Raw genomic sequence first — 13,548 nt, 5'->3', positions numbered from 1 at the left:
CGCTTCTTACCTTGATATATTGTAGTATGTCCCCTTCACAAAAGCCCTATTTTGTACAAAGCCATATACATACTTGAAACTTTTGATCGCCAGAGTTAACGGGATTTTATTTCGGATGTGGATCAAAGCGCTGCAGGACATGCTGCATCATGCTTTTGGTGAGTTCTTCCTTTCCATAAAACACGATCCCAAGATTTTCTTTGTGCAACAATGCAGATTCGTCTTCATTATCGGTGCGCAGCACCACTTCGATATCAGGATTCAGCGTGCGCGCTGTTGTTACCATTTGACGCACATTGAGTAGATCAGGTACAGCGACAACAAGCATCGCAGCATTAGCAATATGCGCTTGAACAAGCACTTCAGGTTCGACCGCATCGCCTGAAACGGCTGCAAGTTCCTGATTGCGTAGATCCTGAATCAGTTCGCGATTCTGGTCAACAACGATATACGGGATATCCTTTTCACTCAGCACATCCGCAATGCGTTTGCCAACTTGCCCGTAACCGACCAGCACCACCTGGCCTTTAAGGTAACGGCGCTCAGTACTCATCGGCAACTCAGCAAATGGATCGTCACGCGAGGCCAGACGGCGCGCCAGTCTGGAATGCTGGAACAACCAACGGCTGACGGGAGCTATAACTGCAAAGGCAATCGGATTAAAAGCGATGGAAATCAGTGCTCCAGCAAGCACCAGACTGAATCCTTCGGCAGGCAACAATCCCAGCGATAAGCCCAGGCCAGCGAGAATGAACGAGAATTCGCCAATCTGGCCAAGGCTGGCGGCAACGGTTAATGCTGTATTCAGCGGATAGCGGAATATCAGCACCAGAAGTAAAGCTGCAATAGACTTGCCGACTACGATAATGGCAACCACACCGAGCACATGAAATGGCTTGTCAATAAGTATGACAGGATCAAACAACATGCCAACCGAGACAAAAAACAACACGGCAAACGCATCACGCAAAGGCAGGCTTTCCTCAGCGGCACGGTGACTGAATTGCGACTCGCGCATTACCATCCCTGCAAAAAAAGCGCCGAGCGCAAACGATACATGGAAAAATGTCGCGGCGCCATACGCAATGCAAATGGCGAAAGCGACAACCGCCAAAGTAAATAATTCACGTGAGCCCGTCTGTGCAACCTGCCACAACAACCATGGCAGCAGCCGGCGCCCAACAACCAGCATCAGCGCTATAAAAACAGCAACTTGTAATAATGTTAATGCAACTGTCTGCCAAAGTGGAGTATGCGCATCGATATCATTTCCTGCGCCGCCCAGCAAACCCGCGAGAGAAGGCAGCAAAACCAGAATAAGCACAGTGACCAGGTCTTCTACAATCAACCATCCTACTGCAATACGGCCATTCATGGTTTCCAAAAAACCACGCGATTCAAGTGCTCTTAACAATACGACAGTACTGGCGCAGGATAACGACAGTCCCAGAACCAACCCAGCGCCCATGTTCCACCCCCACCACGATGCAAGCATCATGCCCAGCAGGGTAGCAACAGTCATTTGTACCACTGCGCCTGGCAGCGCGATGCGTTTAACGGCAAGTAAATCTGCCAGGGAAAAATGCAGACCGACTCCGAACATCAACAGCATCACACCAATTTCAGCCAGTTCAGTAGCGATTGCCGCATCTGCGGTTATTCCGGGTATTGTGGGGCCAAGTACGATACCGGCGAGTAGATAACCGACTAATGCCGGTATTTTGAGTCTTTCTGCGATAAAACCGAACACCAGCGCCAAGCCGAAACCAGTAGCAATGGTTGTGATTAAGAGAAGGCTATGATCCATACATACTCCATTGGTAGATGGCCGTTCTTGGAAATAAAATTATTTGCTTTAATTTGGATTTTTACGTATTCCGGTTACTTTATCACGCATTGATATTTGATTTCATAGAAAGCTTCGGTTGCAGCATTACGTCCTTTATAATGGAGCGCGTACAATAATTCTTGATGTCAATCGATCATGTGAAAACAACCGACACGCAGCAACCCGAGCTTATCCAGTCACTTCTTAGGGCGAATGTTTATGACCATCCGGTAAAAAAAATTCGGCTCATCGAAACGCATATCTCGTGGGTTATCCTAACCGGAGATTATGCCTACAAAATAAAAAAACCCTGCAATCTTGGGTTTCTTGATTTTTCAACATTGGAAAAACGCCTGTTTTACTGTAAAGAGGAATTGCGACTGAACAGCAGACTGGCCGCACCCATTTATCTCGGTATTGTGAAGATAACAGGAAGCCCTAAACACCCTGCCATTCAGGAAACAGGCGATGCAATTGAATACGCTATCAAACTGATCCAGTTTCCTCAACAGGCACAGCTCGATAATATGCTGACTGATGGCAAGCTCGAGAACCGGCACATTGATGCATTCGCGCACCTAATAGCCAGGTTCCATAAAAATGCCGAGATTGCTCATCCGGATACCTGCTTCGGCAATCTGGAGCATGTCTATCAGCCTGTTGAGAGAGTCTTCAGCACTATCAGAGACTGTCCGGATGCGAGACAATATGACAGACAACTTTCCAGGCTGAAAGAGTGGAGTCAATCGTTTTTTGAAATAAGCAAACCGCTTTTTGGACAGCGCAAATGCGAAGGTTATATTCGTGAGTGTCATGGAGACATGCATTTGCGTAATCTTTTATGGCTGAATAACCAGCCATTGGCGTTTGATTGTCTTGAATTTGATCCGGATTTGCGCTGGATAGATACTTTGTCTGAAGTCGCGTTTCTGATTATGGATCTACAAAACAGAAGACAGCCGAAATTGGCGCAACGTTTTCTAAACAGCTATCTGGAACTCTGTGGCGATTATTCAGGTCTCGGGATATTTCGTTTTTATCTGGTCTATCGTGCGCTTGTCCGTGCTATGGTAGACATAATCAGGGCAGGGCAGCCGGGTGTTTCTGTAGCTGAGAAGCAAGAAGCTGTAACCGAATTTTATACTTACATAAAACTTGCACTATTTTATATTCACTCCAAGAAGCCTGTATTGATCATTACGCATGGCTTGTCTGGCTCAGGAAAAAGCACACTATCGCTGCCTCTGCTCGAGCAAATCGGAGCTATACGTATTCGTTCCGACGTAGAACGAAAAAGAATGTTTGGATTGTTCGATGGATTGAACAGCACTGCAGATACGCAACGTAATGTTGACGGGGGCGGTGTCAGCCAGGAAATCTACTCTGTTGAAGCAAACATCAAAACCTATAAAAAACTGAAAGCACTTGCTGATGCTGTATTGGATTCCGGGTTTCCTGTGATTGTCGATGCAGCTTTTCTCAAATACGAAGAACGACATGCTTTTTTGAAATTAGCGCGTGACAGACAAACCCCATTTATTATTCTGAAATATACCGCATCTGCAAATACATTGCGTCAACGGATTTCCGCAAGAAAGTGTGATGTTTCCGATGCGGACATTGCTGTGCTTGAGCATCAGCTGGCCACATTTGAACCGTTGCGATGCGATGAGTTGCCTTATCAAATTACAATTGATACAGAAAAAGAGTCAAACATTGAAAAGCTTATTCTCGATATCAAGGAAAAAAGCCGTTAGTACAGCCCCTAACACATCAACCATATTACTTTGACGGATGAAAGTATATTTTAATGAGGTGTATCGATACCAGCTAAGAAATATATTGCCCGTTTGAGCAAGGAAGAACATAAAGCACTTACGAAATTGGTAAAAACGGGAATCAGAAAAAAGCAGGATGTTGATGATATGACTTACAGAAAGTCGCATAAGGGCACCTCTAAAAATTCAGCGTTTTAAACAAGACGAGGCCAGTTCTTGTTGATAGCAAAAAATATTGACACAGCATATGATTGATATGTAAGGAGATATTTTTTGTGAACAACAAAGTATCGTGAAAAATATGGATTTTTAGAGATGCCCATAAGTACGAACAGATTTGTTAGTCTTTAAATTAAATACTAATCGCCATTGAAATTTTTCGGCGATCTTCTGGCGATGCTATGTGATAAAGCACGTTTGGAAATTCTAAACGAAGTGGTCTTGGCATAGACAGAACGGGTTGATAGGATGTGGTCAGATTCGGGATTATAATTTCCAGGATATGAGTCCAACTTGAGGCGCATCACGATGAATTCAGAAACGGCTGGAACGCTTACTTCAAAAGCTGAGATCATCCATATTCCCAGTCATGGTGTAGGGCTGTTGGCCGGCGACAAGGAATTGTTTATGCCGTACGCCGACTTCCCATGGTTTAAAGATGCGTTCGTTGGCAAAGTACTCAATGTGACAGAGCCGACACTGGATCATTTTTTCTGGCCTGATCTGGATGTGGATTTGGACATCAAATCGATTGAGAACCCGGAAGAGTTTCCGTAGGTTGTGAAATCTTAGGGTAAAGGGAATTCGAATCTGTTGGGTATGTGAATGTTGTATTGCAAGACCTGGTGCCGTCTTCGCTGAGTCTTACCCAGTGATTATTGGGATCAAGTATCATACCCGGTGGTGTGTCAAATCCTGGGAGGGTGGGCTGGTTTTGGCCTGAATAACGAATCATAGTGCACGGTTTTTGGCAGTATTTCATCAAATTACGTGCATTTTTTTACCAAATTACAGAGTATTATTCAATATAATCATGTTGTTAGTGTTTGTGAGTGAGCTCTAATTAGGTGTGTAAAAAAACACTTTCTTCTTCGGTCAAATCATTTAATTTATATCCTTCCATTATTTTAGGTAAAAACTTTACATCCGATGATTCCATTGAAATGCATTAGAAAAACCATTCCCTAAAACTGATGTGGTACTGTATTGAAATCATGCTATTGAATTTATAAGCAAAGATCAATAGTGGAAAAACTAATTCTTGAATTTGAATTTATCCAATTGAAATACCCAAGATTAAATAAAAAATTATGAATATACTTTTCATTGAAGATCATGTGCTTGTAAGAGAATCGCTAATTTATGTATTTAAACAGTTGCGTGAAGATGTATTTGTGATTGAATCATCCAATATTTCTGATGCGATACAGTTGATTCAGAAAGTAAAATCATTGGATATGGTCATACTTGATATTGGATTGCCTGGAATAGATGGCTTATCGGCCTTGCCAAATCTACGCGAGATATTGGAATCTTGGGTCCCGATAATAGTGTTAACTGGGTCCGATGAATCGGATATATTCAGAAAATCAAAAGAAAAAGGAGCGACAGATTGTATTCATAAAAACTGTAATAGACATGAATTAATTAATCGATTAAGTATTTTTGTTGATGTTTCCACGGTTCAAATGCGTGCAAATTTTTCAGAATCATCCGTGAACTCAGTGCCCTCAGAGCAAATTCATGAGTCGATTGAATCTTTGACGCTACGTGAAAAAGAAGTCTTAGAATTAGTCGCAAAAGGAGATCAAGATAAAGTCATTGCCTACAAATTAGGAATTTCTGTTGGTACAACAAAAAACCATATTAGCAAGATCCTGCTTAAATTAAGTGTACCAAATAGAATGTGTGCTGTGCTAAAAGCAGTAGAAATGAAATTACTCTCTTCTCTAGTTTAAGCTTCTTTTTATTGAATTTTTGGTTAAGAGGTTTTGCATAGTAGAACGCAATTCTGGTATTTGAACAGGCTTATGTAACAATTGAAAACCACTGGAAACAGCTTCCTGCAATCTGTCTGGCGAAGTATCTCCTGTAAGCAATATGACTGGTAACTGGAATGAAAATTGATTTTGTATTTTTCTCGCAATCTCAATACCTGATTCATTCTCAGCAAGTCTGTAATCAATTATTAATAAATTCGGTTTTATTCGATCAATTTGAATTCGCCTTAAAACTTCAACTGAAGTTGTTGATGTAATTACCTTACATCCCCAGTAAGTTAATAATCCACGCATACCTTCCAATATCGATGTATCGTCATCCAATATTAGGATCATGTTTCCTTGAAAGAAAAACTCAACAGCATGATCAATGTAAGGTGTTGTAGCTGTTTTCCGTGTGAAGCACACACGTGGTACAGTAATCGAGAAACAACTCCCATGACCCAACTTTGACGTTACTTTTATTTCATGATTCAGAAGATTTGCAAGCCGCTTGACAATGGCAAGTCCTAGACCAAGACCCTGCCTTCTATCTCTTTCCGGATTATCTATCTGATGAAATTCAACAAAAATCTCTTCAAGTTGATTCTTAGGAATACCGATGCCAGTGTCACAGATCAGCATTAGAATATTATCTCCGTATGGTCGAGCTGCGACCAGCACGCGCCCATTTTTGGTATATCGAAGCGCATTGTTGATCAGATTGCGCATGATACGTTCTAGCATTAATGGGTCACTAAGTGTCGTTTCTCGCGTATGGCGTATTCGTAAAGTGTTGTGGTTTTCTTTTGCAATAGTAGAAAATTCTGATTCTAAGCGCATAAACATTTCAGTTAATTCAATCGGTTCAATGTTTGGTTTGATGATATCCGCATCTAATTTCGAAACATCAAGCAATGCACTAAGCATGGAATTGACGGCATTAATGGATTCGCCCATCTGAACGATCAATTTCTGATTATCTTTATGTGCACGACCGGAAAGCTCGGCAAAAAATAAATTGAGAGCGTGAATAGGTTGGCGTAAATCATGACTGGCTGCAGCAAAAAAGCGGGTTTTAGCAATACTGGCCTGTTCGGCCAGTTTGCGTGCTTGGTCATGTTTCTGGCTTAGTGTTATATTTTCGAGATTCAATTTTAGCGTGGTTGAGTAAATTTTTCTGAGTCTAAAACAAGCAACTACACCACAGGCCACTGAAACTAAAATGATGAGTCCAAAGCCAACGACATTTTCGTTTTTCTGGAGGATGAGTGGTGTTATCAGTGTTATTCCCGCAGGAGTCATGAAGGCAGTAACTGCGGGTAAATAATTAAACCATAAAAACATTATACCCATTGCACCAAAATAAGTTGTCAGTGACATGGCTAGCAACGTAAAGGGTTGCTCGGGATCTATGAACAACAGATTGCCCATTCCCAAAGAAAGTCCTGTAATAAGTCCATCAATGAGAAAAATGAGCTTTATTCTAGAAATACCTGCCGTGCTTATTGTTTTCAATTGCCGTTTAAAGTGTCTATAGATCAATAACCTAACGCTACCGACAATATTAGAAGTGATAAACCAGAGTATGAGTACAGAATAAGATTCATAACTCCATAGCGCCAAAACAACCACAGAAGTAGCAGAGAACCAGGCGAAGAAAATAAAGAAGCCATGATCCATGATTGTTTTTATTTGTGTGATTTGTATCTCATCTTGGATGCTTCGAGTTTTTTGTTCAATATTCTTCATGTGTAATTTGAATTCATTAGAAGGACTAAAATTCATCGTGAGCATATTCTACTGAATAAAGAATTCAATGTAATATTTCCAAGGACATGTGTTGCATGACATATTTCCGGAAAAGATGAGTACCCGCCTGATAACAATAAAATTCAGATTTGAAGGTAAAACAATTTATTGAGCATCAATTTTCAATTCTTCACGTTATTTTGCGTATATTGATCAAACACATACTTTTGTAATGTGTCTAATTCACTATTTTTAAAAGATTATTTTTGTTGAATACTGATATGCAATATTCGGAAAATATCTATCGGTAAACGAATATTTGGGTACATAAATTATTACTAAAAATAATTTATTAGTTAATTCATATCTTAGTATTCTGGAGAAATATCATGACAATACATTACACAACATGCAGCAAACCAACACTTCAATCAGGGATGCATTTTTTACCTTCGACTGAACGCGTTCTGTCTCTTTATTTAAGACGCGTTGAATGCCTTGATGAGACCGAGCATGAAGGAATTTGGCCGTTCGTAGGCGAAGGAATTGCCAACGATGCCATGCGATTGCGAGTACTTCTTACTTGGCAACGAGGCGCGGAGGCTCCTCAAGCACAATGTATGTTGCCCGTCTTGGATCTGGGTAGCAATTATCAGGATGGAACAGTCGTTAGTTTTAATGAGCGCCTAGCTAGCTACCCCGTATCATATGGTCACCAAAAGTTTCCACATAGATTTCCTTTGACAGTAAATGCGAGTCTTGTCTTGCTCGAAGAAGACTGGGGAGGACAGATGGACGAGGTAACTGAGAAAGTTCTTCATGATATTGGTAGTTTCGTTAAAGGAGAAGTAGCAACTGCAACATCTACTGCGGTTGGTGGCGCGGTCGGTGGCGCAATTGGCACGGCACTAGGGCCCTTGGGTACTGCAGTCGGTACGGGTGTTGGCGCCGCAGTAGGTTGGATCGTACAACAAATTGGTGCTAGTCTCGATTCACTTAAAACAGATGCTTTTCCCCCACAGGATGTGTCGATCATTTTAGCTAAACCGAGTTCAAGATTTACAGGTGGTTCACGTCTTCCTCAACAGGTTATCTTTGAAGGTCATGGGGGGAAATATAAACTTAATTTGGAATGGAGGTTTGGTTATCCTGATCGTCGTGTCGCGTTAAAAACGTACTCGGGAAATTATGTGATGGCGATCAATGGAGGAGGTGGGCTTGTAAATGCAGTGAGCCATCAAACTACGCCGAAAGAATGGGAAACTTTTGTTCTTGAGGATGTTTCGGCTGGTCAAGTGTCGCTTAGAGCTTGGGGTGGACAAGTACTAAGTGCCGAGCACGGAGGAGGTGGTGCCGTTTTCGCAAATAGAAATCTTGTCAGTTCCTGGGAAAGCCTTAGAATATATCATTTTGGTAACGGAAGAGTTGCATTGCGTGCAGCAAATGGGAAATATCTTTGTGCTGAGAATGGCGGAGGTAGTGACCTTCTGTTTAATCGTGACAGAGTAGCTGAATGGGAAACTTTCACGCTTCAAACTCTATAGGAAGTTTTTATTGAAATATAATGTTTTGGTTTATAGTAATTTAGACTTGACCTGACAGTTACCGGTTGGTCGAAGAAGCTGTCAGGTCAAGTTCAGTTCAGTAGGTTCTCTCGCCAGTTTTTTGCCATCAAAAAAAAGGTCACCCATTAGCCGTCCTGAGTCAATAGTCCGAAAAAAAACCGGCGTACTTTTCGCCTGACTGCTCAAAGTGCGATTCCGCTTCCTGTTGCCATTGCGCGGTCATGGTATTGAGCCTTTGATTCTTGGCGATGCCAACAATGTAACCGACATCATGGCGCTCGCACCATGTCAGCATCCTGTGGCGGCAAAAGCCGCTGTCGCCACGAAAAATAATGCGAACCTCCGGCCATGCTTTCTTTAACCGCTTCACCAGCAATGAAAGAATGCCCCAGGCATGTTTGGCGCCGTCTGTCAGTTTTCACCCCAATAAAGCCAGTCCAATTTCACCATAATGGAACCAGTGAAATTTCACTGTAATAGAGCCATTTAATTTTCACCATAATGAAGCCATTTGATTTGGCTGTATTGACCGGATTTAGGGTTCGGATTTTTTGTCACTGCTGGTTATTCTTTTAGTTTTTTTATCAAAGGATAGCCATGAGCAACAGGAGATTCGAAATGTTTGAATATCGTCAAATCATAGTCCGCATGCGTCTCGGAGATTCCGACCGGGCATTGGCCAGAGCTGGGCTGATAGGCCGGTCCAAAGCCAAGGCGCTGCGGCAAATTGCCTTGCAACAGGGTTGGCTGGATACGAACCGGCAGCTACCGGACGATGAAGTACTGGCGCAGTTCTTGAGTCAACCGACACAACAGTCATCTGCAACGACAGGTTCCTGCGTTGAACCTTACCGTGATACTGTCGCGCAGCGTAACCGGGGCCACAGCGTAACCGGGGCCAGGTCGCGAATCAAGAAAAAAAAGTGTGCCTTACAAACTCTATCAAAACCACCCCGTATAGAATTTCCGATCACGCTTTATCAGGTGACATTGTGTGGAGATCGACGTGAAATATTAATGAGAATGATGGCCGACTAAGGTCTCTAGAAATCCTTGGAGCAGTATTGATGATTATAACCGTTTTGACATGGGTATTGTGCATCTGACCTCGATTGTTTTCTTGGAAATTGAATGCGGGTTTTTCATCGTGGCAGTGGAGCATCTGCCGCATGAGGCCAGACATGTGGTGCAGCAGGTGCAAGGGCGGGTAAAACCGACAATGCAAATGGCAGGGCAGCAGGTGAATGATGATCATGGGTTGGAAAGTGAAGCCAATTTGATGGAAATGAAGGCGGCGCAGCTTGTTACGCAGGAAAATGTTGAAGTGTTAGACCAGACCCATTCCTCGCGGAATCTGACTGGAAAAAGCGACCATGTAAGTGAGTTTATATCTGCTGGAAAAAAACTTGCAGCGTCAGGAGGGGCAGCTGCAATTCTGCAACGCAAAAGTATTGAATCGAGCCTTCCCGTCCAGCTTGCAGGTGAATTTGCTGCAGCTAAACAAAAGGTGAAAAGCAAGCAGTCACTGACTCAAGACGACATAAAGCTTGCCGTGACAGATATCATAAAGGAGCTGATCGCCGGTAAAGATTACCGGGATTCGGACAATGAAAAGGTGGAGGATCATGTCAATGCCGGATTGAATTTTCAATTTGATGCCGACTATGTGGCAGCCCTGTCAACCCCATTTGCGGCCCATTGTCAGAGGAAAGCTTGGCAAGTCGGTGGAATTTGGTGCAAAAATCAGCGTCAGCCTGACCGACGACAAACTGGCGCATGTGGACAAACTGCATTGGGATGCCTGTCATGAAGGCCATGATCTTCAGAAACAGGTGGAAGCCTACAAAAATCGCTACGGCTATTACCCCGAGGTCGTTATCGCCGACAGACTCTATGGATCGCGCGATAATCGCAGCTATCTGGAGAAACACAATATCCGTTTCTCAGGCAAACCGCTGGGACGTCCACCCAAAGCTACCACCGAAAACCAGAGTGAGCTGAAATGACTCAAAGGTAAGCGTTTAGCCCTACCATCTAGAAAGCAGATCTCATTCTGGTTAACTTCAAATATTTATTGGAGGATAACCAATGACAACCCAAGAACAACAGATACGTCATATCAAAGCGTGGCAGGCGAGCGGTTTGTCGCAAGTGGCTTATTGCCGTGATCATGGATTGAACAGCAAGACATTTGGGAATTGGCTACGGGTTTATCGTGATGTGCAAAAAGACAATCAACGAACTTCGTTGATACCGGTGACGATCAGAACAACCACAACACCATCGGATTATCTGAAACTGCGTTGTTCAGGCGGTCATACACTCGAACTGCCGGCAGATGTATCACCACAATGGCTCGGTGAATTGTTGAGATGTCTGGATTGATTGCGCATTCTGGACAAATCTGGATGGTTGTGGAGCCTGTGGATATGCGCCGGGGTATTGACGGATTGTCGCTTATTGTCCAACAGGCATTGGGGCATTCACCCTGTGCGGGTTCAGCTTTTGTATTTTGCAACCGCGCACGCAACCGGATGAAGGTGTTGTTGTGGGATGGCACTGGCGTTTGGTTATGTCAGCGCCGTTTGCATCAGGGCTGGTTTGTGTGGCCGAAGCTGGGAGATCGTTGTTTTGAATTGAGTCAATCACAGTGGCAATGGCTGACAGCAGGTGTGGACTGGCAGCGTTTATCGGCATTGCCACCTGCTCATTTGCGCGCATAAAATCAGTCTGATAATTCAATATTTACAGCAAGTTAGGCTGGTTTTTTGGTATAATAACAGCCATGAAATCACTGGCGCAGCTTGATCAATTAAACCTTGATGCGGATACCAAACAACAGGTCACCGGTATTGTTCAAGCATTACTTGATCAGGCGCAACAAGAGATTCGTGCACAGGCATGCAAGATCGAGGCATTGACCATGGAGCTGGCGCATTTGCGCCGCATCCGTTTCGGCAAGAAGAATGAATCGTTGTCAGTGGTGCAGCTCAGTTTATTTGAAGAATCGGTGCTGGCTGATATTGCAGCCGTTGATACCGAAATCGAGCAGATTGAACCGGCTGTAAAAACAACACCGGCAAAACCGCCGCGTTCCCGTGCAGGCCGCCAACCGTTGCCTGATCATCTGCCACGCATCGAACACCGCCATGAACCGGAATCCTGCCAATGCGGACAGTGCGGCAACACGCTGCTCAAAATCGGTGAAGACGTCACCGAACAACTCGACGTAGAACCGGCCAAATTCTTTGTCCATCGTCACATTCGTCCGCAATATGCATGTAAGGCCTGCGAAACCGTCACCGCAGAACCGGTGCCACCGGCAGTCATTGACGGCGGCATAGCGTCACCGGGGTTATTGGCCTGGGTGATCAGCAACAAATACCTTAATCACCTGCCGCTCTATCGCCTGGAACAGATGGCTGCACGTGAACAAGTTATACTTTCGCGTTCCACATTGGCCGAATGGGTCGGCCGTACCGGTGTTGCGCTGCAACCCTTGGCAGACCAACTGAAATGGCATCTTTTGCAAGGAAACACCCTTCACGCCGATGAGACACCGGTTGCGCAACTGGAACCCGGCAACGGTAAAACCCGCAAAGCCTACCTGTGGGTCTACCGCAGCAATGACCTCGATCCCGGGCCGCGCATTGTTGTCTTTGATTATCAAATAAGTCGCAGTGGCCGGCATACGCAAGACTTTCTGCAAAACTGGCAAGGTCATTTGCTGGTCGACGACTATGGCGGGTACAAAGCCTTGTTCTCTCGAGAAGAGTCGCCTTGCATTGAACTGGCATGCTGGGCACACGCCAGGCGCAAATTCTTCGACCTGCATCAGGCCAATGACAGTCCGATGGCATTTGAAGCATTGCAGCGTATCGGCGAACTGTACGCAATCGAGGCCGAAGGCAAACAGCTGACCATCGAAGCGCGTCAACAGCTGAGAAAACAGAAAAGTCTGCCGGCACTCGATGCCTTGTACGACTGGCTGATGCAAACTCGAATGCAAACTGCCAACGGCGGCGCATCCGCCAAAGCACTCGACTACACACTCAAACGCTGGCCTACTCTAGTACGCTACGTACACACCGGCCACCTACCGATCGACAACAACCCGGCGGAAAATGTCATTCGTCCCATAGCTGTCGGCAAGAAAAACTGGCTCTTTGTCGGTTCTGAACGTGCCGGTCAACGCGCTGCCACTATTCAAACCCTGCTTGGCACCGCACAACTCAACGGCCTCAACCCAGCCGCATGGCTCAAAGAAACACTCGACAAACTTCCAGCCTGGCCTAATAGCCGTATCGATGAGTTGTTGCCACTCGCGCCGGAATTTATCGAGGCATTAAAACGAGAAAAATTCTAGATGGCCGTGCCGGACGCATACACTCAAAGCGCAACGACGACAGGAATATCGGGAGAGAATTCCGATTGAGGGCAAGTTCGGACAAGGCAAATACGGCTACCGCCTCAACAATATCCGGGCCAGACGTGCCGATATGTCGGTTGCCTGGATAAATGCCATCTTTCTGGTCATGAACCTGCTGGTACTGATGCAGGTTTTTCTTCGACTCAAGAAATCTGCCCCTAAAATGATGTGCCGGGTGACAAATTTCTCCATCCTCAGGAAAATTGAACCGGCATGC

At 44.5% G+C, this 13,548-nt stretch carries 10 protein-coding genes and 3 pseudogenes; 10 read left to right on the top strand and 3 right to left on the bottom strand.

Translation table 11 applies throughout. The features are described 5' to 3' along the window. Positions 1 to 106: 106 nt before the first annotated feature. Positions 107 to 1,807, bottom strand: coding sequence for a Kef family K(+) transporter (locus MRK00_00590; protein ID MDR4515888.1), 1,701 nt, complete (start codon positions 1,805 to 1,807; stop codon positions 107 to 109). 164 nt (positions 1,808 to 1,971) lie between these two features. Here MRK00_00590 and MRK00_00585 point away from each other — a divergent pair, with 164 nt between their 5' ends. The 3 genes from MRK00_00585 (at position 1,972) to MRK00_00575 (ending at position 5,564) form a co-directional block, all read left to right on the top strand. After that, a complete protein-coding gene (locus MRK00_00585) occupies positions 1,972 to 3,585 on the top strand; it encodes an AAA family ATPase (GenBank protein MDR4515887.1) in 1,614 nt (537 codons plus the stop codon). A gap of 549 nt (positions 3,586 to 4,134) precedes the next feature. Then, positions 4,135 to 4,383, top strand: coding sequence for a DUF2442 domain-containing protein (locus MRK00_00580; protein MDR4515886.1), 249 nt, complete (start codon positions 4,135 to 4,137; stop codon positions 4,381 to 4,383). A gap of 533 nt (positions 4,384 to 4,916) precedes the next feature. Beyond that, positions 4,917 to 5,564 (top strand): response regulator transcription factor, encoded by a 648-nt coding sequence (locus MRK00_00575; protein MDR4515885.1) that lies wholly within the window; start codon positions 4,917 to 4,919, stop codon positions 5,562 to 5,564. Here the strand turns inward: MRK00_00575 and MRK00_00570 are convergent. Continuing rightward, positions 5,556 to 7,337 carry a hybrid sensor histidine kinase/response regulator gene (locus tag MRK00_00570; GenBank protein MDR4515884.1) on the bottom strand — a complete coding sequence of 594 codons (1,782 nt, stop codon included), beginning with the start codon at positions 7,335 to 7,337 and terminating at the stop codon, positions 5,556 to 5,558. The genes MRK00_00575 and MRK00_00570 overlap by 9 nt on opposite strands. 389 nt (positions 7,338 to 7,726) lie before the next feature. Here MRK00_00570 and MRK00_00565 point away from each other — a divergent pair, with 389 nt between their 5' ends. Beyond that, complete coding sequence (locus MRK00_00565; GenBank protein MDR4515883.1) at positions 7,727 to 8,881, top strand: hypothetical protein; 1,155 nt, start codon at positions 7,727 to 7,729, stop codon at positions 8,879 to 8,881. A 238-nt stretch (positions 8,882 to 9,119) separates the two neighbouring features. On the opposite strand, the pseudogene MRK00_00560 reads toward MRK00_00565, so the two are convergent. Beyond that, positions 9,120 to 9,311, bottom strand: a pseudogene (locus MRK00_00560) (transposase). 209 nt (positions 9,312 to 9,520) lie between these two features. Here MRK00_00560 and MRK00_00555 point away from each other — a divergent pair. The 6 genes and pseudogenes from MRK00_00555 to MRK00_00530 all read left to right on the top strand — a co-directional run bounded on the left by MRK00_00555 (position 9,521) and on the right by MRK00_00530 (position 13,488). Then, a complete protein-coding gene (locus tag MRK00_00555) occupies positions 9,521 to 9,940 on the top strand; it encodes a hypothetical protein (GenBank protein ID MDR4515882.1) in 420 nt (139 codons plus the stop codon). A gap of 641 nt (positions 9,941 to 10,581) precedes the next feature. After that, positions 10,582 to 10,905 (top strand): annotated as a pseudogene (locus MRK00_00550) (transposase). Positions 10,906 to 10,990: 85 nt separating this feature from the next. After that, the gene (locus MRK00_00545; GenBank protein MDR4515881.1) at positions 10,991 to 11,287 is read left to right on the top strand and encodes an IS66 family insertion sequence element accessory protein TnpB; all 297 of its coding nucleotides are present in this window, start codon (positions 10,991 to 10,993) and stop codon (positions 11,285 to 11,287) included. Next, positions 11,275 to 11,625: an IS66 family insertion sequence element accessory protein TnpB gene (gene tnpB, locus MRK00_00540; protein MDR4515880.1), complete on the top strand. Its 351-nt coding sequence runs from the start codon at positions 11,275 to 11,277 to the stop codon at positions 11,623 to 11,625. Before MRK00_00545 ends, tnpB begins: the two co-directional genes overlap by 13 nt. Before the next feature lie 62 nt (positions 11,626 to 11,687). Beyond that, positions 11,688 to 13,268, top strand: coding sequence for an IS66 family transposase (locus MRK00_00535; protein MDR4515879.1), 1,581 nt, complete (start codon positions 11,688 to 11,690; stop codon positions 13,266 to 13,268). A gap of 22 nt (positions 13,269 to 13,290) precedes the next feature. After that, positions 13,291 to 13,488 (top strand): annotated as a pseudogene (locus MRK00_00530) (transposase). The last annotated feature ends 60 nt before the right edge of the window (positions 13,489 to 13,548 follow it).

Origin of the sequence: Nitrosomonas sp. (assembly GCA_031316255.1) — a bacterium.
In the GTDB taxonomy this organism is placed as follows: Bacteria; Pseudomonadota; Gammaproteobacteria; order Burkholderiales; family Nitrosomonadaceae; genus Nitrosomonas.
The sequence above is the reverse complement of the archived record's forward strand: the minus strand, read 5'-3'. Positions and strand labels throughout refer to the sequence as shown.

Bases quoted from the DNA above. Each gene is read 5' to 3' on its own strand.
- MRK00_00565 (MDR4515883.1), top strand. From the start codon at position 7,727: ATGACAATACATTACACAACATGCAGCAAACCAACACTTCAATCAGGG.
- MRK00_00575 (MDR4515885.1), top strand. From the start codon at position 4,917: ATGAATATACTTTTCATTGAAGATCATGTGCTTGTAAGAGAATCGCTA.
- tnpB (MDR4515880.1), top strand. From the start codon at position 11,275: ATGTCTGGATTGATTGCGCATTCTGGACAAATCTGGATGGTTGTGGAG.
- MRK00_00570 (MDR4515884.1), bottom strand. From the start codon at position 7,337: ATGAAGAATATTGAACAAAAAACTCGAAGCATCCAAGATGAGATACAA.
- MRK00_00535 (MDR4515879.1), top strand. From the start codon at position 11,688: ATGAAATCACTGGCGCAGCTTGATCAATTAAACCTTGATGCGGATACC.
- MRK00_00545 (MDR4515881.1), top strand. From the start codon at position 10,991: ATGACAACCCAAGAACAACAGATACGTCATATCAAAGCGTGGCAGGCG.
- MRK00_00585 (MDR4515887.1), top strand. From the start codon at position 1,972: ATGTCAATCGATCATGTGAAAACAACCGACACGCAGCAACCCGAGCTT.
- MRK00_00590 (MDR4515888.1), bottom strand. From the start codon at position 1,807: ATGGATCATAGCCTTCTCTTAATCACAACCATTGCTACTGGTTTCGGC.
- MRK00_00580 (MDR4515886.1), top strand. From the start codon at position 4,135: ATGAATTCAGAAACGGCTGGAACGCTTACTTCAAAAGCTGAGATCATC.
- MRK00_00555 (MDR4515882.1), top strand. From the start codon at position 9,521: ATGTTTGAATATCGTCAAATCATAGTCCGCATGCGTCTCGGAGATTCC.